This window comes from Tautonia sociabilis, from assembly GCF_003977685.1.
GTDB lineage: Bacteria > Planctomycetota > Planctomycetia > Isosphaerales > Isosphaeraceae > Tautonia > Tautonia sociabilis.
The window spans coordinates 159,463-182,010 of the sequence record NZ_RYZH01000003.1 but is presented as its reverse complement, the minus strand read 5'-3'; the positions used below and the strand labels follow the sequence as shown (position 1 = coordinate 182,010).

Below are 22,548 nucleotides of genomic sequence, written 5' to 3'. Positions count from 1 at the left end.
TTTCCCGGACTCCCCCCGGTGTCAGCCCGATGCGAGGAGCGCCGCGGCCAGGGCCGCCTGCGCCGCCAGGATCGCAGCCAGGGCGAGGACGAACCGACCCTTCCGCCGCTTGTGACCCAGGCCGAAGACGCCGACCAGGGCACCGAGCGACCCGCCGATTGCCGCGAGGCCGAGCAGGGCCCGCTCGGGCACGCGGCGGCCATCCCGGACCGAGCGATGCTTGTCCCAGGCCCAGACGGCGATCGTCGCGAGGTTCATTGGCACCAGGAACGCGACGACGAGGGGCAGGCCGGCCATCCTCAGGGCGATCGTTCCCAGGATGACCGGCCCGATCACCAGCGAGGACGCCGCCGCCGCGGGAGTCATCCCCTGCGATCCCGGCCACGCCCGGACGGCCCGAGGGCCGCGGTCGGTCGGCTCCGCCAGGAAGCGAACGCGCTGGCCGGGGACGAGACGCCCGTCCCCCTCGATGACCGAGGCGTGCACGAACACGTCCCCGGCAACGCGATGGGAACGGATGAAGCCGAACCCCTTCTCCTGGTCGAATGCGACGACCACGCCGTGGGCCTCGATTGTCATGGGACCCGATCCGACGGGTTGGCGGGGGGGCGTGCGATCCGCCTCGGGGGAGGCAGGATCCCGGGGCGTTTCGTTTCCGGCCGCAGGAGCGTGATCCGGGCCATCTCGTCCCAGATGGACGCCAGGATGGTCGGGGCCGATTCCGGGGATCGGGCCGCCCGATCGACCCGACGCGACAGGTCGAGCCGAAGGGCGTCCAGCCGCGACCGGTCGAGCCGGCCGGTGCCGACGACCTCTCGGAGCATTTCCTCGGAGGCATCCACCGCCTCCCGCCATCCTGGAGGATCGAGGCCTGGAGGAGACACGTCCGCCATCGGCCGGAGGACCGGGACGACCTGATCCATGCCGTAGGCGATCCGCTCTCGGACTCCGGCCCGCCAGGCGTCAAAGGCGAGGGAGATCGCCCCCCAGCAGCCGAGCAGAACGAGAACGGCGCCGAGGACGAATCGCGAGCCGGACACACCTCGGGGAGACACCTCGGGGCCCGCGGCCGAGAGATGGAGCCGGAGGGTCGGCTTGCGATCGCCGTCGGGCTCGTCGAGGGGCATCGGCGACTCTCCGGGGCGAGGGCTCCGGTCAGGAGGCGGCCAGTCTCGCCCGGATCCGGTCCAGGATCCGGGTCACGTCCTTCCGTCCGACCGGCACGAGGACATAGCCGGCCGCGAAGGCAAGCGATCCCACTCCGAGATGGAGGGCAAACGGGAACAACCGCCCCAGGAGGTCGTCGCCCCGGGGCTCGGCCGAGATCGCAACGGCACCGAGGAGCCAGCAGGCCCCGAGCAGGGCCATCGCCCCGACCGAGGGGGCGAGCAGGGTGCGTCGGAGATAGGTGCCAAACCTGACGCCGAGGACGCGGAAGCTGTAGATCGCGGGAACCAGCAGGTTGGAGACGAGTGTCGTCAGGACCGTTCCCCAGATCACCCCCGAGACACCAAGCCGAAGGGTCAGGGCGTAGCTCAGGGGCAGGTTGATCACGCCCCCGATCAGCGCGGCGACGGCGATCAACCGGAGCCTTCCCAGTCCCGTCGCCGCCTGCACATGCACCGCCACGAACAGCGGCAGGGCCGCGACGAGGAACAGCCGCATCAGCCGAACCAGCTCCGGCACCTGGCCCGGGAACCTGCCGCCGACCCAGAGCTCCAGGAACGGGCCAGCGTAGACGAAGGCCAGCAGCCCGACGAGCAGCACCGCCGCCGAGTGCATCCGGGCCCCATCGTAGGTGACGCGTTCCAGCCCCTCCCGATCCCCGACCGCGGCCAGGCTCGCCACGGCGGGCATGACGAAGTACGCCAGCGTCCAGCCCATCTGCCGGAGCTGGAGGAAGGGACTGCTGACCGCCCAGTAGACCGTCTCGGCCTTCGCGGCGTCGTCCAGGGCGAAGCCGAGGACCGTGGTGTCGATCTTATCGGCCAGGACCACACTCAGCTGGACGAGGAACATGTAGACGCTGAACTGCACGAGGTTCCGGAAGTCGTCGAAGCCAACCCGGACGAACCGAGGCCGGTAGTCCAGCTCTCGGCCAATCACCCAGACGGCCGGGCCGAGGCTCAGGCCGATGGTGAGGACCGTCTGTGTGATGACGATCGTCAGCAGACCGGCGCCGATCGCGACCCCGCCGAGCAGGGCGACGAAGCGGATGGCCACGATCAGCAGTTCGAACCTCGGCATCACCTCGTAGCGCCGGGCCGCCTGGAGAATGCAGGAGACGACCACACTGATGCCGTAGAACGGGGCCGTGAGGGCCTGCAGCCAGAGGAGCTGGACGATCAGGCGGTATTCGTCCGGCCCGGAGAAGCGGGCATGCGGGATCGCTCCGTAGGCCACGGCCATCAGGACCACCGCCTGAACCAGGGCGATCACCGCGTAGAAGAGCGCGCCGCAGGTGATCGCTCGGTCGACCCCGTCGCGGTCGCCCCGGGTCCAGCGTTCGGAGATCTCGCGCTGGAGCGCGGAACTCATGCCGAATTCGAGCAGGAACTGGAAGAAGCCCAATCCCCAGGCGAAGCGGTAGGCGCCACTCGGTCCATCGCCGAACGCTCCGATGATGAGGGGGACGCTCCAGAAGCCGGTGACGGCCTGCAAGGGGGTCCGCAGCGCCAGCCAGAAGGTGCCGCTGAGCAACCGGCCCAGGATCGGCGGGAGGGATCGCCCGGAGATCCCGGGAGTCGGGGAATCCGAGATCGGGGGAGGTGGCTCGGTCGCCGAGTTCAACGTGGTGGTGCTCACGGGATTCCGTCCCCGAGTTCGCGGCGTCCTGCTCGATCCGCGCCGGGGTCGGCGCGCTCAAGGGTATCTTAGCCGGCCGGGGGGGGATCGGGGTAGGGCAATCTCGGGTTCGAACGCCGACCACGGGCCGCCCGACGACGCCCCTGCGCTCGTCGGATCCCAACCCCAGAAGAGGAGATGAGGAGACGGGACGTCCCTGGTCGATCGCTCCCGCCCCCCCTATGATAACGGCAAGGAGGTCGGGAGGTCAGACCCCAGGAGACCGCACCGTTGCGAGGCGAGACGGCGATGTTGCATTCCCGGATCCTGAGAGTCGGCCTGGTCCTCGCGACCATCGGCCTCTCGCCGGTCCCGGCGACCGAAGACGGGGCGCAGGACGGGCAGGTTGGCCAGTCGTTCCGCGTGCCGTACCGATTAACCGAGACGAACCATCACATCGTCCGATGCCGAATCAACGGCCGGGGACCGTTCAACCTGGTCGTCGACACCGGGGCCCCCGCTCTCTTCCTCTCCGAAGAGGCGGCCGAGGCGGCTGGCCTGGAACCGGATGAGGAGCACTACTTCACCCGGGTCGACCGGATCGAGTTCGAGGGGGGAGCCGTCCTGGAGTCGGTCCAATCCCGCGTGGAGGACCTGTTCCAGCTCGTCGGGATGAACGCGCTGGGGCTGCCGGGCGTGCGGATCGACGGCATGCTCGGCTTCAACGTGCTCTCGCGCTTCCGGATCGAGCTCGACCCGACCGACGACCGGATGACGTGGACCCGGCTGGATTTCGAGCCGGAGGACATGCCCGACCCGGGGCGTCGGCGGGCGAACGCCCCGGCGGAGGTGCAGGCGATGAGCCTGCTGGGGGGCGTGGCCAAACTCGCGGCCGTGTTCGTGGGCAAGCAACCGGAGGATACGTTGATCCCCCGGGGCTTCCTCGGACTGGAGCTGAGCGAATCCGAGGGGGTCGTCACGGTGTCGGGCGTCTTGCCCGGATCCCCCGCGGAGGGAGTGGGGATCGTCGCGGGGGACCGCCTGGTCCGACTCCTGGGACGGGACATCGACTCGATCGACGACGCACGGGTGGCCGTCTCCCGAATCGAGCCGGGGGACCGCGTCTCGCTCCGGATCCGCCCGAAGGGGGGAGCCGAGGGGGACGTCGAGACTGAGATCCGGGAGCTGACCCTCACCGCCGGAAAGGGGCTGTGACGCGATGACGACCTGCCGAGTCGTGGTGATGGCGGCACCGATCGTCGCCGCCTCCCTGTTCGCCGCCATCGGCCGGGCCGAGCCCGGTCCCAGGGCGGACGCCCGGGTCGAGGTGCCATTTGAGATGCTGCCGTCGAACCACATGGTGGTCGAGGTCTCGCTCAACGGCGAGGGCCCGTTCCGGCTCATCTTCGACGTCGGCTCCCCCGTGACCCTCATCAGCAACCGGGCCGCGAAGGTCTCCGGGCTGATCGACGCGAAGTCCCCGTTCACCTTCCTCTTCGCCGCCCGGGGCGAGGCGGAGGTGGAGCGCTTGCAGGTCGGGGACCTGTCGGCTGAGGACGTGCCGGTGATCGTGATGGATCACCCGGTCGTCAACGCGCTCGGCGACATCCTCGGCAAGCCAATCGACGGGCTGGTCGGCCACTCGTTCTTCGCCCGATATAAAACGACGATCGATTATCAGGCGAAGACGATGGCGTTCGAGCCGGTCGATCACGAGATCCGGGACTTCCTCGGCGGCCTCCCCGACCGGCTGATGGGCCCCAAGGTCGCCCGCCGGATCGTTCTGGAACCGGCGGCGCTGGTTGGTATCGAGCTGGAAGACACCGAGGCGGATGGGACCGAGGGCGTCACCGTGGCGTCGGTCCTGACCGGCTCTCCCGCCGAGTCCGCCGGCCTGCGGGTTGGCGACGTGATCACGTCCATCGACGGCCGGTGGACGACCAACATCGGCGATGCCTATTACGCGGCGTCGAAGCTCTCCCCGGGAGAACCGATCACGATCCTCGTCCGTCGGGAGGGGGAGGAGATCGCCGTCGAGGTCACGCCGAAGGCGGGTATCTGAGGCCCTCGCCTCGTCGATCGGCCAATTGATTCGAGGAGACCCTCGGGGGAAGCGACCTCCAATCGCCCGGTCGCGGCCCCCGTTGGTCGATGGAACCGCTTCGGCCTCAGGCCCCGAATTTCTGAAGGCGGCCGGCGTGGGCCATGGCCAGGGGCATGATGTGCTTCGCGAGGATCTGGCCAAGGCCGCCCCGGATGCACGGGCGCTCGCCAAAGGAGGTCACCTCGTCCGGCCGGACAGTGGCCGGGGCCCAGATCAGCAAGGGGACCGGGTGGAAGCTGTGCGACTTCATCCGGCTGGGAGTCGAGTGGTCCCCGGTGACGATCAGGACGTCGGGCTTCAGCTCCATGAGCTTCGGAAGCTCGGCGTCGAGGGCCTCGATCACCTCAACCTTCTTGGCGAAGTTGCCGTCTTCGCCGGTGCTGTCGGTGTACTTGTAGTGGATGAAGAAGAAGTCGTACTTCCCCCACTGCTCCCTGGCCACGGCGAACTGGTCGGCGATGGTCTTGCCGGGCTCGACGACCGTCATGCCCACGAGCCTGGCGAGGCCTCGGTACATGGGATAGACGGCGATCGCGGCTGATCGGAGGCCGTAGACCTCCTCCATCGTGGAGATCGCGGGGAACTTGGCGAACCCCCGCATCATCAGGAAGTTGGCCGGCTGCTCGTCCTTGAGGATCTCCTTGGCCTGGCGGAGAAACTCGGCGGCGACTCGGGCGGTCTTCTCCGAGCCCGGGTCGGTCGCCTTCGGCGCGAGCGGATGCAGGCCGGTCTGAAGCGGGTCGGTGTCGGCCACGCGGTCGCCCAGGCCCTCCCCCCGGAACCGGACGACGAGGCGATACTCGCGGACCGGCGCGACCAGGGTCTCAACGCCGTCGATTTTCACCCCCTCGGCCAGCTTGGCGACGAGTCGCTCGCCGACCTCGCTCGGGATGCGGCCGGCGCGACGGTCGGTGACCCGGCCCTCGGCGTCGATCGTGCAAAAGTTCCCCCGGATGGCGACGTCCTTCGGGCCGACCTCCACGCCAATGCCGAGCGCCTCGAGCACCCCTCGGCCGATCTGGTGCTCGATCGGGTCGAACCCGAAGAGGCCCAGGTGCCCCGGCCCCGATCCGGGGGCGATCCCCGGAGCGACCGGGATGCTCAGGCCGACGGTCCCCTCCTTCGCCAGCCGGTCGAGGTTCGGCGTCCGGGCCTCCTCCAGTTCGGTCGGGCCTCCGGGCTCGATGGGCAGGCCCCCCAGGCCGTCGGCGACCAGCATGACGATCTTGGTGCCGTTGTCTTCCCGAAGCTGCGCGATCAGGTCCTGCTGGTTCATGAGCGGAAGGCTCTCGATCCCCTTGCGGTCTTGGCGTCCAGGCGCGGTGCTTCCGCATTGTGGCGTCGGGGGCCTCGTCCGGTCAATTCGCCTCCGAGGCACGACAGGGGCGATCGGTTCCTGCGGCTGGCGAGTCCCCCTCCTGGAATCCAGGGGCGACCCGAGGCGAGCCCGTCAGCCTGAGACTCCTGGATTCGAGAACCTTCGAGAACCAAAGGCGATGGCCAAATGCATCCTGGTGGTGAAGGCGGGCGCCAGCGGAGGCGGCCTTGTCGGCCGAGTGATCGTGGGGGTAGAATGGTTCGTTCCGGCGGGGCCATCACAATTCGCCCCGCACCGGTCGACCCGAGCGGGCGGCCGGGAGTGCGGCGTTGGAACGATCGAGGTTGAGGTCACTCCGCGATGGCTCACAAGAAAGGTCAGGGGTCCAGCCGGAACGGTCGGGACTCGAACGCGCAACGCCTGGGCATCAAGCTCTTCGGCGGCCAGCGTGCGAAGGCCGGCGCGATCATCTGCCGGCAACACGGCACGAAGTGGCGTCCGGGCAAGAATGTCGGTGTCGGCCGCGACTGGACGATCTTTTCGTTGATCGAGGGGCAGGTCTATTTCGACCAGGACGGCCGCAGAATCAACGTCCGCCCGCTCGCTGAGGCGAACGCCTGACGGACCCGCCGTGATCGGACTCCGATGCCCGGCCGACGACCCCGAGACGCGGGGGCGGGGTCGGGCGTCGTGCCTTTCTGGGGGAAGGATGTTCGTCGACCGGGCGACGTTGCACGTCAAGGGGGGCGACGGCGGCAACGGCTGCGTCAGCTTCCGACGCGAGAAGTATGTGCCCCGAGGCGGTCCCAACGGGGGGGATGGCGGCCACGGGGGGCACGTGATCGTCCGCGCGGTGGAAGGGCTGACCAACCTCGCCCACCTCTCCGGCATGCGCCACTTCCGAGGAGAGCGCGGCCAGCATGGCATGGGAAGCTCCCGGGACGGCAAGAGCGCCGACACCGTTTATATCGATGTGCCCCCCGGCACGGTCGTCCGCGACCACGACCGCGGCCACATCTTGCGCGACTTGAAGGCGCCGGGCGATTACGTCGTGGTCGCGCGGGGGGGCAAGGGCGGCCACGGTAATGAGCACTTCAAGTCGGCGACCAACCGAGCCCCGAGGCAGGCCGAGCCCGGCCAACCGGGGGAGGAACGGTCGATCGACCTGGAATTGAAGGTGATCGCCGACGTCGGCTTGATTGGCCTACCCAACGCCGGGAAGTCGACGCTGCTCTCCCGAATCAGCCGGGCCCACCCCGAGATCGCCGACTACCCGTTCACGACCAAGTACCCGAATCTCGGCGCCGTGGTCGTCGACGACGACGCCTTCATCGTCGCCGACATCCCCGGCCTGATCGAGGGGGCCCACCAAGGGCACGGCCTCGGGCACGAGTTCCTGCGGCACGTCGAGCGCACCGGCCTGCTCGTCCACCTCGTCGAGGCCGTGCCGATCGACGGCTCCGACCCGGTCGAGAACTACCGGGTCATCCGCCGGGAGTTGGAGCAGTACAGCCCGGCGCTGGCGACCCGGCCCGAGATCCTGGTGCTCTCGAAGTTGGACGTGACCGGCGCCGAGGAGGTGGTGGACCGCGTGGCCCACGAACTCTGCCGGGAGCCGCTGACCCTCTCCGCCGTCACGGGCCGGGGAATCCCCGCCTTGATCAACCGGATCGTCGAGCTCCTCCGCCGCTCTCGCTCCGATGAGGCCGATGACGATGGATCGGATGAGGGAGCCTCCCCGACCGGCTCCGACTGACCCGGTTGCGGCCGGCGAGGTCCTGGGCACCTGAGGGCGGGAGGATCGCCCGAGCCATTCGAGAGGGCACTTCGTTGGCGAGTTCGATCGTGTTGATCGACGTGGGAAACACCCGGATCAAGGCGGGATGTGCCAACGCCGATGGCGTGATCCGATGGTCCTGGGCCGGGAGCCTCTCGGACGGTTCGACCTGGGAGTCGTTGGGGGACCGACTCTCGGCGATCGAGGCCGCTGGGGTGGCCATCGCCTCGGTCAATCCGCCGGCGGCGGATCGGATCGGGGAGATGCTGGGCCGTCTCGGGATCGGCCCGATCCGGTGGTTCCGATCGGCGAACGACGTGCCTGTGTGTCATCGCCTGGAAGCCCCGTCTCGCACCGGGGCCGATCGGGCGCTGGCCGTCCTGGCGGCGTTGGATCGGGCCGGGAGGATCGGGCCGGGGATCGTGGTGCAGTGCGGCACCGCGATCACGGTCGAGCGGATCGAGGCCGACGGCTGCTGGGCGGGGGGGGCAATCGCGATCGGGCCGGGGCTGGCGTCCCGGTCGCTCCGGAGTGGGACGGCACAACTCCCGGAGGTCGGGCCGACGATCCCGGAGGCCCCCCTGCCCCCCTGGGGGGCATCTCCCGAGCCGGCGCTGCGTGCCGGGATCGTCTGGGGGACAGTCGGCGCCATCCGGGAGCTGATCGCTCGACAGTCGGAGGGTTTCGACCGAGATCCCTGGGTGGCCTGGACCGGAGGCGACGCCCCGGCCCTGGCGATGCTTCTCGGCCGGGAACACCCCTGGATCGAGCCGTCCCTCGTCCTGCGAGGGCTCCTCGTCGCCGTGGCCTGGGGAAGCGAATCTCGCAGTCCACACCCGGAAAGCGGGTGATCGACGCCGCCTGTCCGAGCCGTTAGAATCGGCCGCGACAGGCCCGGCCCTTCCAGGAGGCTCCCCGGCGCCGGACGGATCGCGAACCGTGGAACCCGATCGCGATGAAGAGTTTGAAGGGACATTTCCTCGTCGCCTCCCGGTCCCTCTCCGACCCGAACTTCGTCCGGACCGTCCTCCTGATCATCGAGCATTCCGAGGCCGGTGCGGCGGGAGTCATCCTGAACCGGCCCACCGGCGCGACGATCGCAAAGATCTCCGAGGAGGTCTTTGACGAGGTCGAGGACTGGGAGAAACCGATCTTCCTCGGCGGCCCGGTCCCCGGGCCGCTGATGGCCTTGCACTCGGTGGCGGCGCTCGGCGATCAGGAGGTGATCGAGGGCCTGTTCACCACGGTCGACCCGGAAAAGATCCGGGATCTGATCCGGCAGCGGGCCGAGCCCTCCCTCTTCCTGGCGAACTATGCGGGCTGGGGTGCCGGGCAGCTCGAGATGGAGCTCGCCCAGGAATCCTGGGTCTTCACCCCCGCCGACATCACGCTCGTGCTGGAGGGGGGGGATGCGTCGATGTGGGAAGCGATCATGCGGCGCGTCTCGGCCTCGATCCTCGCCAATGCGCTGGGGATCGAGGAGCTTCCCGAGGATCCGACCGTGAACTGAACCGAGGCCCCATCCGGGCGCCCGGGAATCGGAGGTCCCAGGGAGATCGACCAATGTTCCGCGCCCTGCTGGCCCTGGCCGCCTCCTCCGCGATCGATCGCGACCAGATCCCTCGGCCGAACGTTGTGCTGATCTCTGTCGATGACCTCGGTTTCGGCGAACTCGGCTGCCAGGGGAACCCTCAGATCCCGACGCCGAACATCGATTCGATCGCCGAGGAGGGCATCCGATTCGCCTCGGAACACGTCTCGGCGTCGTCTTGCAGCCCCTCTCGGGCCGGCCTCCTGACCGGTCGCATCCAGAACCGGTTCGGCTCCGACCTCAATCCGGTCGGCGATCGGAACGACGAGCCCGGCGTCGGGCTCCCGCCTGCCGAACTCACCCTGGCGGAGCAGCTCCGATCGGCCGGGTACGCAACCGGACTCGTGGGTAAGTGGCACCTCGGCGGAACGAGACCCTACCACCCCCTGCGACATGAGTTCGACCACTTTTCGGTTTCCGGCACGAAGGACACGACTACGCCCCCCCTCCCTACGAGGGAATGGTCACCTGGCTGCGCCGCCGGACCCTCCCGGATGGAGGCGAGGGCCTCTGGATTTCCTCCGATGGCCGCCTCGTGCTCTCGACCCAGATGGGGAACGACGAGCCGGCTTATGATGCGAATAACCCGAGCCTCCGCGACGGACAGCCGGTCGAGGTGCCGACCGACCTGACGGATGCGTTTTCCCAGGAGGCCGCTTCGTTCATTCGCCGGAATGCCGATCGGCCGTTCTTCCTGTACCTCGCCTACAACGCGGTCCACAGCCCAATGCAATCCCGAGAGGAGGAGTTCGAGCGATTCGCTTCCATCGACGACATCCAGCACCGCATCTTTGCCGCGATGCTCTCCCGGCTCGATCAGGGGGTCGGGACGGTGCTCGAAGCCCTCCGAGACGAGGGGCTCGACCGCCGCACGCTTGTCTTTTTCATCTCCGACAATGGTGGGCCGACCCGGGAGTTGACGTCCAGCAACTCGCCGCTCCGAGGGGGCAAGGAAACGCTCTTCGAGGGGGGATCCGAGTCCCCTTCCTCGCCCGGTGGACGGGAACCTGACCGGCAGGGAAGGTGGAGGAGCGTCCCGTCTCCTCACTGGACGTCTTCCCGACGGTCTCGACCCTTGCCGGGGTGCCGATGCCTGGAGATCGCCGGTACGATGGAGTGGACCTGATGCCTTACCTTCTGGGAGAGGAGGAGGGCCGGCCGCACAACACGCTCTGGTGGCGGATGGGGGAGGAGGCGGCGTTCCGGTCGGGAGACGGGAAGCTGGTCCGTGATCGCTCGGCAGGCCCAGGACTGGGCTGGCAACTCTTCAACCTCGCCGACGACCTGGGAGCGACTCGAGATCGGAGGGGAGAACACCCCGAACTCCTGGAACGGCTCGCCGAGTCCTGGAACTTGATGGATGCCGAGACGAAGGTCGGAGGCTCCAGTCCGTCGGAGTGAGCGAACCGCCTCGAACTGCCGCCGCGAGGAGACTCAGCCGGAGGGGGGTCGTCGCGGGGGACGAGTCGCGGTCCGCTCCCAGTAACGTCCGATCGTCTCGGCGAGCGTGCGATATCCGGCGAAGTCGGCCGGCTTCTGGACAAACGTATTGGCCCCAGCCTGATAGCTGCGCCAGACGTCGATGTCTCGGCCGGAGGTCGTCAGCACGACGACGGGAACGGCCCGGAGCAACGGATCGGACTTGAAGCGGGAGAGGATCTCAGCGCCGTCCGGACCGGGAAGGTTGAGATCGAGCAGAACCAGGTCGGGGACCTGATCGGCTGGGGTCGAGGGGTTGGAAAGGCGGTCGAGGTGGACCATGGCCGAGACACCGTCGGCCAGGGTGGAGAGCCGGAGCACGATCGGGAGCTCGGCCAGCGCCCGTCGGAGGATGAGCACATCCGACGGGGAGTCGTCGATCAGCAGGATGTGGAACTCATGGGGCATGGATGGCATCGTCCGGGGCGAGTGACGGCTCGTCCCGGCCGGGGAGGCCGGGTGGGGAGGCGACCAGAGGCCGACCGTCGGGGACAAGCGGCAAGTCGACGAGGAAGGTGGACCCGACACCGGGCCGACTCTCGACCCTGATCCTCCCGCCGTGGGCCTGGGCAATCTTTTGGCAGATGGCCAGGCCCGCCCCGGTTCCCTCGTAGCGGTCTCGAGGGTGGAGCCGTCGGAACATCTGGAAGATCTTGTCGTGGTACCGCGGGTCGATGCCGATCCCATTATCCCGGACGAAGAGGGTCGTCCGACGGGAGCTCCCCGACGAGGGGCTCGGGAGGGTCCCGACCTCCACCCGGGGGTGCTCCGCTTCATTATACTTCAGCCCGTTGCCGACGAGATTGCCGATCAGCTGTCCGATCCTGGTGCGATCCCCCCAGATCGTCGGCAGCGGGCGCTCACAAACGACCTCCGCCCCCCGAGTCCGGATCAGCTCGGCATAATCGACCCGGAGGGTCGACACGATCTCCTCCAGCGAGACGGGGCCGAAGTCGTCCGTGGTCCGGCCGGCCCGGGAGAGCTCCAGCAGGTCCCGGATGAGGCTCCGCATCCGGCCGGAGGCCTCGGTCAGATAGTCGAGGTACTCCCGGGCTTGATCGTCGAGCCGGTCGCCGTAGTCCTGACGGAGGAACCCGGAGAAGGCGATCAACGTCCTGACCGGCTCCTGGAGGTCATGGGAGATAACGTAGGAGAACTCATCGAGCTCGGTATTCTTCCGGGAAAGCTCATCATTGATCCGTGCCAGCCGCTCGTTATTGCGGCGCAGCTCGTCTTCCAGGCGACGTCGGGTGGTGATGTCCTGGGCCACGCTTCGGGAGTGGATCAATCGGCCCTGCGAGTCGAGCACGGCGACCGCGGTGACGAGGACGTCGATAATCCGGCCGTCGGCGGTCATCCATCGGCTCTCGACCTCGATGCGGCCCTCCCGGAGGTACTGGGCGAACCGGCCCCGGAAGGTCGGACGGTCCTCCAGCGGAAGCAGGTCCTCGTAGGGGCGCTGGACCAGGTCGCGGCGGCGATAGCCAAGGGTCCGGAGCAGGGTCTCGTTGCAGACGAGGATCCGGCCGTCGGGGTCGAGGCTGAAGTACATCGCGGGGGCGTTCTGATAGAGGTCGCTGTAGCGGTCCTTCAGCTCGGCGAGCGCCCGGTTGGCGAGGCGGAGCTCGTCGTTGAGGTGGAGCAGTTCCCGGGTGCGTCGGCGTTCCTCGCGTCGGGCCCGAATGCGGTCGGTGACGTCGGTGACGTGGCAACGGAGATAGACCGCCGAGCGGTCGGGGCCGTACCGGGCGGAGACGTTCAGCTCGACCACCTTGCGATCGCCCCCCAGCGTGGTGACCCGGTAGATCAGCCCGAGCGACTCCCCCCGGTCGGCGGTTCCTCGGAGCTGCCGCTCGGCGGGGAGTCGGTCGTCGGGGTGCAGGAGTTCGAGGATCGTCCGCCTTCGGAGCGTCTCCAGCCCGGCCCCGAGGAAGGTCTGAAGCGCGGGGCTGGCCTCGGTCCATCGGAGGGAATCCGGCTCGAGTCTCCCGACCATCTCGTCACCGGAGAACGAACTCGAGGAGGATCCGTCGCCGGAGCCAGGTGAGGACGGAGGGTCGAACAGGCCGCTCCGGGTCAGCGCCTCTCGGGCCGGGAGGTTCGATTCCGTGGCGAGGGCCCGCAGCGAGAGCGAGAGCCGGGCCTGAAGCTCGGCCGTGGCCCTGGCCAGTGCGATCAACTCGGGAGGGTCGTCCCGGCGGAGCCCCCTCGGCCGGGCTCCCGGACCGGGCCGGAGGCCATCGGTCTGGGTGGCGATCTGCTCGGTGATCAGCCGGGCCGGGCGTCGCCATCGCCGACGCTCGGCCACGAGGCCCCAGGTGAGTCCAATCGGCAGGACCGCGGCGGCGCCGAGCAGGATTCCCGACGCGGTGCCGGAGGCCCCCCGGAGTGCCACGATTCCCGAAGCGATCGCGAGCAACCCCGAGATCGCCGCGACCGAGTTCTCGGCCATAATCCACCGCCCCAACCGGCCGCGGACCTCGACGTTCCGTGTCATGGCTGGCCTCGCTTGGATGCGTGTTCCGATCGTGTCGACAGGAAAGGAGAACGCCCAATCCCCGAGGGTCGAGAGGGAAGGAAGACGGGGCGGAGCCCGTCTCGCCCTGGAAGTTGCTCCCCGAGAGTCGTCGCCTGCCACCCGAGACGCGACTCCTCTCGGGCAATCGGCAGACCAGGCACGGCATCCTGGGAATCACGCCGGGGCGGCTTCGGTGGCCATCGGGAGCCAAAGGCAAAACCGCGCGCCCCCCTCGGGGCGGTTCTCCGCCCAGAGTCGACCCCCGTGTTCCCGAAGGATTTCGGCGGAGAGATAGAGGCCGTAGCCGGTGCCGGTTTCCTTGGTGGTGTAGAACGGCTCGAAGATTCGGTGCAGCACCTCCTCGGAGATGCCGGGGCCGTCGTCGATCACCTCAATGCGGGATCCCGGGCGGTCGTCGAGCGAGCACGGGGAGAGGCGAAGGACGACTCGGCCGCTCGTCCGGGAGGCGAGGATCGCCTCCCGGGCATTGATCATCAGGTTCAGCAGGACCTGGAGCAGTCGGCCGGCGTCGGCCATGACCGGGGGGAGCGGCCCCTGGGGCTCTTCCACGGTGACCTCGACCCGGCCGTGCTGGGGGTCGGCTCCCTTTCGGAAGTAGTCAACCGCCTCCCGGATCAGGGGCTCGGGCTCCAGCGGTCGGAGAACAGGCGGTCCCCCCCGGACCGCAGCCATCAGGTGCTCAAGGCGGATCTGGAGCAACTGAACGCTGCGGATGATCGGCTCGGCGAACCGAAGGGCCGGGTCGGCCGGGTCGAGCTGCATCTTCATCAGCTCGGCGTTGCCCCGGATGACGCCAAGGGGCCCTCGGATCTCGTGGACAATCCCCGCCAATAGCCGGCCGATCTGGGCCATCTGCTCGTTGAGCAACGAGGTGTTCGCCATCTGCCGGTAGCGGCAGAGCCTCCGGACGCGGGCCAGAACGACCTCTGGTGCCGCATCTTTGGGCACGTAGTCGTCGGCGCCGGCCTCGAGACCGGCGAGGACATCGGCCTCGTGGTCGCGAACGGTGAGCATCAGGACGGGGATGCCACCGATCATCGGGTCGGCCCGCAGGGCCCGGCAGACGCTGTGGCCGTCGAGATCCGGGAGGTTGATATCGAGGATGACGACGTGCGGGCGGATGGAGAGCGCCGCGGCGACCGCTTGGCCGCCGGAGTCGACCTCGTGAACGCGGAAGTCGGCCCGTCGCAAGAGGTTGCGAAAGTAGGCGCGATCAGCCGGGCTATCATCGACGATCAGGACGTGGCTCATTCCGTCGCGTCCGCGGCCCGGTCCCCCAATCCCCTTCGCCGGGCCCCTCACGGCGAAGGCCGAGGCGGGGACCGGAACCGAACGACCACCCCGGGCGGGGGGCGATCGTGCGGAGGCCGACCTCCCTGTCGGACCCCGAGCGGCGTGGCCGGGGTCGCTGGCCCCTCGCGATGTCTCCATCATGGCAAACCCGGCGGCCGCGATCAATCCGCCGCTCCCGGCGATCGGCATTGAGGTTGCAGTCTTACCCATCCCAGGACTAGCCTACAGGCAAGTCAGACGGGCCACGCGCCGAAGATGGCGAACCGCATCGGACCCATCGGATAGCGAAGCGATTATGAGTACCACCGCCTCGTCGCCCCCCTCCTCGTCGAACCGCACCCCGACGATTCACGCTTCGGACATCGAGCACATCGTCCATGCGAATCATTGGGATCCCTTCGGTGTCCTCGGGCCGCACCCGGTCGGGGAGAACGGCCGGCCGGCGATTGCGATCCGGGCGATGCTTCCCGACGCGAGCAAGGCGTGGGTGCTGGATCTCTCCGACGGGGAGCCCGGCCGTCAGATTGCGATGGACCGGATTCATCCGGCGGGCCTGTTCGAGGGGCTGCTCTCGGGCCGGTCGTCCGCGCCGCCGTATCGACTTGTGGTCGAGAATGGCGAAGGGCATTCCTGGCAACTCGTGGACCCTTACCGCTTCGGCCAGATCCTGTCGGACTTCGACGTCTACTTGCTGGGCGAGGGGAACCACCTCCGCTCCTATGACAAGCTCGGGGCGCATGTCCGAGAGGTCGATGGCATCCGGGGGGTACACTTCGCCGTCTGGGCGCCGAATGCGCAGCGGGTCAGCGTGGTGGGGAATTTCAACCACTGGGACGGCCGCCGCCACCCGATGCGGAATCTCGGCCCGACGGGGCTCTGGGAGCTCTTCATTCCCGACCTCCAGCCGGGAGAGGTTTACAAGTACGAAATCAAGAGTCGATACAACGACTACCTTGTGACGAAGGCCGACCCCTACGGCTTCTACGCCGAACGACGGCCCCAGACCGCCTCGATCGTCTGGGACATCGACCGCTTCCGCTGGGAAGACGGCGAGTGGATGGCTCGACGGGCCGAGCGGCAGGCCCTCGACGCGCCGATCTCGGTGTACGAGGTCCACCTCGGTTCGTGGAGACGCCGTGCCGAGGAGGATGGCGGATACCTCAGTTATCGCGAGCTGGCCGAACAACTGGCCGCCTACGTCTCCGAGATGGGGTTCACCCACGTCGAGCTGCTCCCGATCAGCGAGCACCCGTTCGACGGCTCGTGGGGCTACCAGCCAGTCGGGCTTTATGCGCCGACCTCCCGATTCGGCTCGCCGGACGACTTCGCCGCGTTCGTCGACACCCTGCACCGCCACGGGATCGGCGTGCTGGTCGACTGGGTCCCGGCCCACTTCCCCCGGGACCAGCACGGCCTGGGGTTCTTCGACGGCACTCACCTCTACGAGCACGAGGACCCCCGGCTCGGCGAGCACCGCGACTGGGGGACCAAGATCTACAACTATGGCCGATCCGAGGTGCGCAACTATTTGCTAGCCAACGCCTTGTTCTGGCTGGACAAGTACCACATCGACGGGCTTCGGGTCGATGCGGTCGCCTCGATGCTCTACCTCGACTACAGCCGGAACCCGGGCGAATGGATCCCCAACGCCTTCGGAGGCAACGAGAACCTCGAGGCGATCGACTTCCTCAAGAAGTTCAACGAGGCGGCCCACGCCCAGTTCCCTGGGATCTTGACGATCGCCGAGGAATCGACCGCGTTCCCGGGGGTCTCCCGGCCCACATACATCGGCGGCCTCGGCTTCAGCCTGAAGTGGAACATGGGTTGGATGAACGACACGCTGCGCTATTTCTCCAAGGACCCGATCTACCGGAAGTATGAGCACGGGATGCTCACATTCAGCCTCGTCTACGCTTTCAGTGAGAACTTCATGCTCCCGCTGTCGCACGACGAGGTCGTGCACGGCAAGCGAGCCCTCCTGGACAAGATGCCCGGAGACCAGTGGCAGAAGGTTGCCAACCTCCGCCTCTTGCTCTCCTACCAGTGGACCCACCCGGGCAAGAAGCTGCTCTTCATGGGCGGCGAGTTCGGCCAGTGGCGCGAATGGAACGAGTCGGAGAGCCTCGACTGGCACCTGCTTCAGTGGCCGGACCACCAGGGGGTGCAGCGGATGGTCGCCGACCTGAACCGCATCTACCGCTCCGAACCGGCCCTGCACCAGATCGACTTCGAGTGGCAGGGCTTCGACTGGCTCGAGCTACACGACTGGGAGAACAGCGTGCTGGCCTATCTCCGCAAGGGGAAGACCCCGGGGGATGAACTGGTCGTGGTCTGCAACTTCACGCCTTGCCTCCGCGAAGGCTATCGGATCGGAGTCCCCAGGGGAGGCGGCTACCGGGAGCTCTTCAACTCGGACGCGAGCTTCTATGGGGGCTCGAATGCCGGCAATGGCGGCTACCTCGAAGCGATTCCGGAGCACCACGCCGGCCGACCGTACCACCTCCGCCTGACCCTTCCGCCGCTGGCGGCGGTGATCCTCAAGCCGCAGCACGATGCCTGATCGCGAGGCCGACCGCGGGGCGGGAGGACTCGCCGGGCCGGGGGATCGTCCCCGGTCCCGATCGGCCTCGGCGGCGGGACGACAGGAAGCGCTCCCTGGCCTCACCATTGGCGCGCTTCGGTCGCGCACGCCGGCCACCTCGGCGTCATCCCCTTGGCTGAACGGCGTTCGATGACCGGGAGGAGAGTCGGAACCACGGTCGACGAGCGCAGGTCGGTTCCGTCTCAAGGGCGATCAGTGGGGGTGTCGACCCGCCACTCGCGTCGAATCGCGGCGGCGGCGGCAGCGAAGGCCGGGTCGTTCTCCAGCCGAGTCGAAGCGGCTTGGCAGGCGTGACGGATGGTCTTGGCGTCTCGACCGCCGAAGGCCTGGCCGAGGCGAGCATAGCTGGCCCCGGTCAGTTCCCGGGCGATCAGGATGGCCAGGTGGCGGGCCTCGACGATCGCGGCCCGGCGGCTGGGAGACCGGAGGGCCGTCGACCGCAGGCCGAAGTGGCGGGCGACGGATCGGGCGACCGCGCCGATGGACACCTCCGGGCCGTCAGCGGCGTCCTCGGCCACCAGCGTCCTCGCCAACTCGCCGTCGATCGGCCGGCCTTCGACCCGTGACTGGAGGGCGATCCGGGAGAGCCATCCGCCGAGGGTCCGGTAGCCGTCGGCGGACTCGGCGAGGAGGTCCAACGCCTCGGCCGAGAGGATGAGCCCGAGAGCCCGAGCCCGGTCGAGCAGGAACCGCCTCCGGGTCGCCGGCCCCGGGGCCGAGAGCCGGACAGTGAGCCCGCCTCGGAACCGGTCGGCAAGGCGACGGGGCCAGTCTCCCCAGCCCGACGCCAGGTCTCGGGCCGTGACGACGACCGATGCGCCGGCGGCCTCGAGGTCCTCGAGCGTCGACGCCAACTCGGTCGTCGCGATTGGCGACCGAGCCAGGCCAAGCACGTCGTCAATCGCCAGCAGGTCAACCAGTCGGAGCCGGCGGCGGAGGTCTGCCCAGGAATCGGGGGCGACCGCCTCCTTGGCGCGATGGCATTCCTCGGCGAACGAGGAGCCGGACAGAAGGGCGACGGCGGACTCGGGTCGGCGAGCGATGAAATCGGCGGCCAGCTCTTGAAGCAGCCGGGTCTTGCCCGAGCCGGCCGGACCGACGATCACCAGCGGCGAGTGCCCGGTCGTCCCCCTGGCCAGCGCGCAGGCCGCCGCATGCGCCATCGCGTTCTCGGGGCCGACGAGGAACCCGTCCCAGGGGCCGGGCCCGTTGGCGAGGGGATCGGGTCCGAGGTCGACGTCAGGCAGCGGGTCCATCCGTCTGGCCTTCCGAATCAGCCGATCCAACCCGGTCGCTTGGGATCGGCCATGGTCTCCCCGCTCGCTCAGGATCGATCGCGGAGGGCGCGATCGATCTCTCGCATGGTCTCGCGGGACTTGATGGCCTGCCGCTTGTCGTGGAGCTTGCGGCCCCGGGCAATGGAGATCTCGACTTTGGCGAGCCCCTTCTTGAAATAGAGTTGCAGCGGGACGATGGTCAGCCCCTTCTCGGCGGCCTTGGTCTTCAGCCGCTCAATCTCGCGGCGGTGCAGCAGGAGTTTGCGAGGCCGCTTGGGAGTGTGATTCATTCGATTGGCCTGGAGATACTCCGGGATATCAACCCCGTAGAGCCAGACCTCGTCGCGGTCGATGCCGGCGTAGGCCTCCTCCAGGCTCGCCTTGCCGACTCGGAGGCTCTTGACCTCGGTGCCGGTGAGGACGATCCCCGCCTCGACCTTCTCCAGCAGGTCGAACTCGTGGCGGGCGCGACGGTTCCGGGCGACGACCTGGATGCCGTCCGACTGTGCGTCCTTCGCCTTCCCGCCGCCCTTCTTCGCCATGGTGGCCGCCTGCCTCTCGGCTCGAGTCCCCGGGGATGTTCGGTGACGCCCCCGTTTGCGTGAAGGAATTATAGGGCCCTCGCAACGCGCACGACACGGGCCGATCGGATCAGGGTCGCGTCGCGAGGCAGCAGGAGACGACCTCGGCGACGATCCCGGCATCGTCTTCGGCGTCGGGAATTAGGATTGGTACCTCGACCGCCCGCTCCAGGGAGGCGAGGCCCCATCCCCACCTTCGGAAGCCAATGGCGACGCAGAAGGTCGGCGAAGGGGCGATCGCTTGCCGCCGGTCGACCTCGCGGAAGCGTCGCTCCAGGCGATCGAACTCGACCGGGTCGACGTTCCTCTCTGCGCATCGGGCGAGCGCCGACCCGATTCGCAGGAGTTCGAGTGGTGGGGCCCAGTCAGAGACGATCCATCGGTCTCCGGGGGTCCGGAGCAACTGGTCCCTCGCTTCCTCGATGGCCGCACTCGAGGCCTCGATTCGGTCGAGTGCGACGAGGAGCTGTTCGGAAGGTCTGGTCTCCTCGTCTGGAGGGGGCCGTCGCAGCAGTTCCCCCTGAAGTTCGTCCGAGATTGCGAGGGCCACCCGGCTCGCCCGATCGACCTCCCCCCCCGCATCGACGCCGAGGACGCTCGGACGACGATCGAGCCGGACGAGCAGGTCCAGCACGGTCCTCCCCGTCAGCGGATCGACCGCGTCTGGGGCGATCTCCGCGAGGGGATCGAGGACGAATCTTCGGACGGAGAATCTCGGGTGCGGGACGGTCAGCTCGGGAGTGTCGACGATCTGATCCCCGAAGAGGATCAGGTCGAGGTCGAGGGTCCGGGCGTCCCAGCGGATCTCGCGCACCCGGCCGGCCCGACGCTCGAGGTCGAGCAGGACCTGGTGGAGCGAGACCGGGTCGAGCGTCGTCTCCAGCGCCGCCGCCGCATTCAGAAAGGCCCCCTGGCCGCCGGGTCCGCCGACGGGGGCCGTCCGGTGATAGGTGCTCACGCTCCGGAGGTTGACGCCGGGAAACCCGGCCAGGTCGGCAACCGCCCGGTCGAGGGTTGCTCTCCGGTCGCCGAGGTTGCCGCCGAGGGCGATGAGCGCCAGGGTGTTTCCCATCGCGATCGCCCCCGAGCGGCCGGGTTAGAAGGAGAGCTTCGCGATGCGGTCGACCGCTTCTTCAAGGCGAGGGGTGTCGACCGTCAGTGCCATGCGGAAGAAGCCGTCGCCCGCGTCGCCGAAACCGAGTCCGGGGGTGGTGACGAGGTTCGCCTCTTCCAGCAGCTTCGAGCAAATGGCCGTGGAATTGAGGCCGGCGGGGCACGGGATCCAGACGTAGAAGGTCGCCGAGGGGGTCGGGACGTCCCAGCCGAGCCGCTTGAGGCCAGAAACGAGGGCGTCGCGACGTTCCTTGTAGAGGTCTCGGATGGGGGGAGTGAGCGTCTCGTACTGCTCGAGCGCGGTGACGGCGGCCATCTGCACCGCGGTGAAGATGCCGGAATCGGTGTTGGCCTTCACCTGGGCCAGGGCGGCGACCAGCGGGGCGCCACCGACGGCGAAGCCGACGCGCCAGCCGGTCATGTTGAAGGTCTTCGAGAGGCTGTGGAACTCGACCGCCACGTCCTTCGCACCCGGAACCTGGAGGATGCTCGGCGGCGGCTCGTCGAAATAGACCTCGCTGTAGGCGGCGTCCTGGGCGACAACGAAGCCATGCTCCTTCGCGAGCCCCACGACGCGCTCGAAGAACGAGAGATCGGCCGAGCCGGCGGTCGGGTTGTTCGGGTAGTTGAGAAACATCAACTTCGCGCGCTTCCAGACGTCGCCCGGAATGGCGTCGAGGTCGGGGCGGAACTGCAGCTCGGGAACGAGCGGCATGATGTACGGCTCGCCGCCAGCGAACTGGACGCTGGAGCGGTAGACCGGGTAGCGAGGATCGGGCACGAGGCCAAGGTCGCCGGGGTCGATGACCGCCAGCGGGAAGTGGGCGAGGGCCTCCTTGGAGCCGATCGTCGGAAGGATTTCCGCCTCCGGGTCGAGCGCGACGCCATAGCGCCGGGAGAAAAACGCGGCAATCACCGTCCTCAGCTCCGGAGAGCCCTGATCAAGAGCGTACTGGTGGAAGCTGGGGTTCTCGACGTGGTGCTGGAGGCTTCGGATGATTGGCTCGGGGGTGGGCTTGTCGGGGTCGCCGACGCCGAGGTTGATGATGTCCCTGCCGGCGGCGATGGCGGCCTTCTTCTTGCGGTCGATTTCGGCGAAGAGGTAGGGGGGCAGCAGGCGGAGCCGCTCGGACTTGACGAAGGTCTCGGGCATCGTGGGCTTCTTCCGGGAGGAGGCGACGTGGGGGCGTCGGTGCGCCCCGACGGACGGAAAGGTGGGCGAGGGCGGCGCCGGCTCAGGAGGCCATCGCCTCTTCGGGGATATTCTCGTTGCTGTAGACGTTCTGGACGTCGTCGTTGTCGTCGAGCAGATCCCGAAGCTTGAGCATCTTCTTGCCGTTCTCGACGTCAAGGTCGACGGTCGTCTGCGGCACGTAGCTTGTCTCGGCCGATTCCGTGGGAATCTGATGCTCTTCGAAGGCCTTCTGGACGTCGTCGAAGGCCTTGGGGTCGCAGGTGACGACGAAGTAGTCCCCGTCGCGCTTCAGGTCGTCGGCGCCGGCCTCGAGGGCGATCTCCATGAGGCGGTCTTCCTCGATCTTGGCAACCTCGATGACGAAGACGCCTTTGTAGTCGAAGAGATAGCTGACGCAGCCGGTGGAGCCGAGGTTGCCGCCGCAGATGTCGAACGCCCGGCGGACCTCTCCGGCGGTCCGGTTTCGGTTGTCGGTGAGGATCTCGCAAAGCACGGCGACGCCGCCGGGGCCGTAGCCCTCGTAGATGACCTCCTCGAAGGTTTCGGCGCCGAGTTCGCCGGTGGCCTTCTTGATGGAGCGTTCGATGTTGTCCTTCGGGCAGCTGAAGGACTTGGCCTTGTCGATGGCGTAGCGCAGCCGGAGGTTCATGGCGGGGGCGGGGCCGCCGTTGCGGGCCGCGACGTAAATGGCGCGGCAGAGCTTGCTGAAGAGCTTACCACGCTTGGCGTCGACGGCGTTCTTTCGGGCCGCCACGTTGGCGGCATGGGAGTGGCCAGCCATGTCGAATCGGGCTCCGGGTCGGTCGCTCCGCCCCAAGGACGACGGCGGGCACAGTGCGACCCGACCGGGGGATCGGGCCCGGTCAGGGCTACGGTGCCCGCCTCGGGGCGGAAC

22 protein-coding genes are annotated in these 22,548 nt (G+C 68.3%); 10 read left to right on the top strand and 12 right to left on the bottom strand.

Annotated features, from left to right (window positions below; translation table 11 throughout):
- Positions 1–21: 21 nt before the first annotated feature.
- Genes TsocGM_RS27860 through TsocGM_RS02830 form a run of 3 tightly spaced genes read right to left on the bottom strand, consistent with a single transcriptional unit; the run spans position 22 to position 2,805 of the window.
- Positions 22–579, bottom strand: a complete 558-nt coding sequence (locus TsocGM_RS27860; protein ID WP_126723798.1) for a DUF1294 domain-containing protein — start codon at positions 577–579, stop codon at positions 22–24.
- Entirely contained in the window at positions 576–1,127 is a 552-nt protein-coding gene (locus tag TsocGM_RS02835; RefSeq protein WP_126723797.1) for a hypothetical protein, read from the bottom strand. The genes TsocGM_RS27860 and TsocGM_RS02835 overlap by 4 nt, the downstream gene beginning before the upstream one ends.
- A 28-nt stretch (positions 1,128–1,155) precedes the next feature.
- Positions 1,156–2,805, bottom strand: a complete 1,650-nt coding sequence (locus tag TsocGM_RS02830; protein WP_233578204.1) for an oligosaccharide flippase family protein — start codon at positions 2,803–2,805, stop codon at positions 1,156–1,158.
- Between the two features lie 270 nt (positions 2,806–3,075).
- On the opposite strand from TsocGM_RS02830, the gene TsocGM_RS02825 reads away from it, so the two are divergent.
- Together TsocGM_RS02825 and TsocGM_RS26430 are read left to right on the top strand one after the other, a co-directional pair.
- Positions 3,076–3,999 carry an aspartyl protease family protein gene (locus TsocGM_RS02825; protein WP_233578203.1) on the top strand — a complete coding sequence of 308 codons (924 nt, stop codon included), beginning with the start codon at positions 3,076–3,078 and terminating at the stop codon, positions 3,997–3,999.
- 4 nt (positions 4,000–4,003) lie between these two features.
- Positions 4,004–4,846, top strand: a complete 843-nt coding sequence (locus TsocGM_RS26430) for a PDZ domain-containing protein (RefSeq protein WP_199756689.1) — start codon at positions 4,004–4,006, stop codon at positions 4,844–4,846.
- Positions 4,847–4,952: 106 nt separating this feature from the next.
- On the opposite strand, the gene TsocGM_RS02815 is transcribed toward TsocGM_RS26430, so the two are convergent.
- Positions 4,953–6,164: a 2,3-bisphosphoglycerate-independent phosphoglycerate mutase gene (locus TsocGM_RS02815; protein WP_126723796.1), complete on the bottom strand. Its 1,212-nt coding sequence runs from the start codon at positions 6,162–6,164 to the stop codon at positions 4,953–4,955.
- Positions 6,165–6,566: 402 nt separating this feature from the next.
- On the opposite strand from TsocGM_RS02815, the gene rpmA reads away from it, so the two are divergent.
- The 7 genes from rpmA to TsocGM_RS02780 all read left to right on the top strand — a co-directional run bounded on the left by rpmA (position 6,567) and on the right by TsocGM_RS02780 (position 10,975).
- The gene (gene rpmA, locus TsocGM_RS02810) at positions 6,567–6,827 is read left to right on the top strand and encodes a 50S ribosomal protein L27 (RefSeq protein ID WP_126723795.1); all 261 of its coding nucleotides are present in this window, start codon (positions 6,567–6,569) and stop codon (positions 6,825–6,827) included.
- Positions 6,828–6,915: 88 nt separating this feature from the next.
- Complete coding sequence (obgE, locus tag TsocGM_RS02805; protein WP_126723794.1) at positions 6,916–7,962, top strand: GTPase ObgE; 1,047 nt, start codon at positions 6,916–6,918, stop codon at positions 7,960–7,962.
- A 74-nt stretch (positions 7,963–8,036) separates the two neighbouring features.
- Entirely contained in the window at positions 8,037–8,834 is a 798-nt protein-coding gene (locus TsocGM_RS02800) for a type III pantothenate kinase (RefSeq protein WP_158633342.1), read from the top strand.
- A gap of 104 nt (positions 8,835–8,938) precedes the next feature.
- Entirely contained in the window at positions 8,939–9,493 is a 555-nt protein-coding gene (locus tag TsocGM_RS02795) for a YqgE/AlgH family protein (RefSeq protein ID WP_126723792.1), read from the top strand.
- Positions 9,494–9,546: 53 nt separating this feature from the next.
- The gene (locus tag TsocGM_RS27855) at positions 9,547–10,206 is read left to right on the top strand and encodes a sulfatase-like hydrolase/transferase (RefSeq protein WP_126723791.1); all 660 of its coding nucleotides are present in this window, start codon (positions 9,547–9,549) and stop codon (positions 10,204–10,206) included.
- Positions 10,110–10,700 (top strand): sulfatase-like hydrolase/transferase, encoded by a 591-nt coding sequence (locus TsocGM_RS02785; RefSeq protein ID WP_158633341.1) that lies wholly within the window; start codon positions 10,110–10,112, stop codon positions 10,698–10,700. The genes TsocGM_RS27855 and TsocGM_RS02785 overlap by 97 nt, the downstream gene beginning before the upstream one ends.
- Positions 10,700–10,975, top strand: a complete 276-nt coding sequence (locus tag TsocGM_RS02780) for a hypothetical protein (protein WP_126723789.1) — start codon at positions 10,700–10,702, stop codon at positions 10,973–10,975. The genes TsocGM_RS02785 and TsocGM_RS02780 overlap by 1 nt, the downstream gene beginning before the upstream one ends.
- Positions 10,976–11,008: 33 nt before the next feature.
- Here TsocGM_RS02780 and TsocGM_RS02775 read toward each other — a convergent pair whose 3' ends face one another.
- The 3 genes from TsocGM_RS02775 to TsocGM_RS02765 all read right to left on the bottom strand — a co-directional run bounded on the left by TsocGM_RS02775 (position 11,009) and on the right by TsocGM_RS02765 (position 14,843).
- Entirely contained in the window at positions 11,009–11,461 is a 453-nt protein-coding gene (locus tag TsocGM_RS02775; RefSeq protein ID WP_126723788.1) for a response regulator, read from the bottom strand.
- The gene (locus tag TsocGM_RS02770; protein ID WP_126723787.1) at positions 11,451–13,550 is read right to left on the bottom strand and encodes a sensor histidine kinase; all 2,100 of its coding nucleotides are present in this window, start codon (positions 13,548–13,550) and stop codon (positions 11,451–11,453) included. Before TsocGM_RS02770 ends, TsocGM_RS02775 begins: the two co-directional genes overlap by 11 nt.
- Before the next feature lie 195 nt (positions 13,551–13,745).
- Positions 13,746–14,843, bottom strand: a complete 1,098-nt coding sequence (locus tag TsocGM_RS02765) for an ATP-binding response regulator (protein ID WP_126723786.1) — start codon at positions 14,841–14,843, stop codon at positions 13,746–13,748.
- 337 nt (positions 14,844–15,180) lie between these two features.
- Here TsocGM_RS02765 and glgB point away from each other — a divergent pair, with 337 nt between their 5' ends.
- Positions 15,181–17,445 (top strand): 1,4-alpha-glucan branching protein GlgB, encoded by a 2,265-nt coding sequence (glgB, locus tag TsocGM_RS02760; RefSeq protein WP_126723785.1) that lies wholly within the window; start codon positions 15,181–15,183, stop codon positions 17,443–17,445.
- A 224-nt stretch (positions 17,446–17,669) separates the two neighbouring features.
- Here glgB and TsocGM_RS02755 read toward each other — a convergent pair whose 3' ends face one another.
- The 5 genes from TsocGM_RS02755 to TsocGM_RS02735 form a co-directional block, all read right to left on the bottom strand.
- Positions 17,670–18,743, bottom strand: a complete 1,074-nt coding sequence (locus tag TsocGM_RS02755) for a DnaA/Hda family protein (RefSeq protein ID WP_126723784.1) — start codon at positions 18,741–18,743, stop codon at positions 17,670–17,672.
- 68 nt (positions 18,744–18,811) lie between these two features.
- Positions 18,812–19,306, bottom strand: coding sequence for an SsrA-binding protein SmpB (gene smpB, locus TsocGM_RS02750; protein ID WP_126723783.1), 495 nt, complete (start codon positions 19,304–19,306; stop codon positions 18,812–18,814).
- Between the two features lie 109 nt (positions 19,307–19,415).
- Positions 19,416–20,417: a 2-amino-4-hydroxy-6-hydroxymethyldihydropteridine diphosphokinase gene (folK, locus tag TsocGM_RS02745; protein WP_126723782.1), complete on the bottom strand. Its 1,002-nt coding sequence runs from the start codon at positions 20,415–20,417 to the stop codon at positions 19,416–19,418.
- A gap of 24 nt (positions 20,418–20,441) precedes the next feature.
- Positions 20,442–21,611 carry an LL-diaminopimelate aminotransferase gene (locus tag TsocGM_RS02740; protein WP_126723781.1) on the bottom strand — a complete coding sequence of 390 codons (1,170 nt, stop codon included), beginning with the start codon at positions 21,609–21,611 and terminating at the stop codon, positions 20,442–20,444.
- Between the two features lie 82 nt (positions 21,612–21,693).
- Complete coding sequence (locus tag TsocGM_RS02735; protein ID WP_126723780.1) at positions 21,694–22,434, bottom strand: YebC/PmpR family DNA-binding transcriptional regulator; 741 nt, start codon at positions 22,432–22,434, stop codon at positions 21,694–21,696.
- Between the last annotated feature and the right edge of the window lie 114 nt (positions 22,435–22,548).

Excerpts from the sequence above, each read along its gene's own strand:
- TsocGM_RS27860 (WP_126723798.1), bottom strand. The coding sequence starts at position 579 with ATGACAATCGAGGCCCACGGCGTGGTCGTCGCATTCGACCAGGAGAAG.
- TsocGM_RS02835 (WP_126723797.1), bottom strand. The coding sequence starts at position 1,127 with ATGCCCCTCGACGAGCCCGACGGCGATCGCAAGCCGACCCTCCGGCTC.
- TsocGM_RS26430 (WP_199756689.1), top strand. The coding sequence starts at position 4,004 with ATGACGACCTGCCGAGTCGTGGTGATGGCGGCACCGATCGTCGCCGCC.
- TsocGM_RS02815 (WP_126723796.1), bottom strand. The coding sequence starts at position 6,164 with ATGAACCAGCAGGACCTGATCGCGCAGCTTCGGGAAGACAACGGCACC.
- rpmA (WP_126723795.1), top strand. The coding sequence starts at position 6,567 with ATGGCTCACAAGAAAGGTCAGGGGTCCAGCCGGAACGGTCGGGACTCG.
- obgE (WP_126723794.1), top strand. The coding sequence starts at position 6,916 with ATGTTCGTCGACCGGGCGACGTTGCACGTCAAGGGGGGCGACGGCGGC.
- TsocGM_RS02795 (WP_126723792.1), top strand. The coding sequence starts at position 8,939 with ATGAAGAGTTTGAAGGGACATTTCCTCGTCGCCTCCCGGTCCCTCTCC.
- TsocGM_RS27855 (WP_126723791.1), top strand. The coding sequence starts at position 9,547 with ATGTTCCGCGCCCTGCTGGCCCTGGCCGCCTCCTCCGCGATCGATCGC.
- TsocGM_RS02780 (WP_126723789.1), top strand. The coding sequence starts at position 10,700 with ATGCCTTACCTTCTGGGAGAGGAGGAGGGCCGGCCGCACAACACGCTC.
- TsocGM_RS02775 (WP_126723788.1), bottom strand. The coding sequence starts at position 11,461 with ATGCCCCATGAGTTCCACATCCTGCTGATCGACGACTCCCCGTCGGAT.
- TsocGM_RS02770 (WP_126723787.1), bottom strand. The coding sequence starts at position 13,550 with ATGACACGGAACGTCGAGGTCCGCGGCCGGTTGGGGCGGTGGATTATG.
- TsocGM_RS02765 (WP_126723786.1), bottom strand. The coding sequence starts at position 14,843 with ATGAGCCACGTCCTGATCGTCGATGATAGCCCGGCTGATCGCGCCTAC.
- glgB (WP_126723785.1), top strand. The coding sequence starts at position 15,181 with ATGAGTACCACCGCCTCGTCGCCCCCCTCCTCGTCGAACCGCACCCCG.
- TsocGM_RS02755 (WP_126723784.1), bottom strand. The coding sequence starts at position 18,743 with ATGGACCCGCTGCCTGACGTCGACCTCGGACCCGATCCCCTCGCCAAC.
- smpB (WP_126723783.1), bottom strand. The coding sequence starts at position 19,306 with ATGGCGAAGAAGGGCGGCGGGAAGGCGAAGGACGCACAGTCGGACGGC.
- folK (WP_126723782.1), bottom strand. The coding sequence starts at position 20,417 with ATGGGAAACACCCTGGCGCTCATCGCCCTCGGCGGCAACCTCGGCGAC.
- TsocGM_RS02740 (WP_126723781.1), bottom strand. The coding sequence starts at position 21,611 with ATGCCCGAGACCTTCGTCAAGTCCGAGCGGCTCCGCCTGCTGCCCCCC.
- TsocGM_RS02735 (WP_126723780.1), bottom strand. The coding sequence starts at position 22,434 with ATGGCTGGCCACTCCCATGCCGCCAACGTGGCGGCCCGAAAGAACGCC.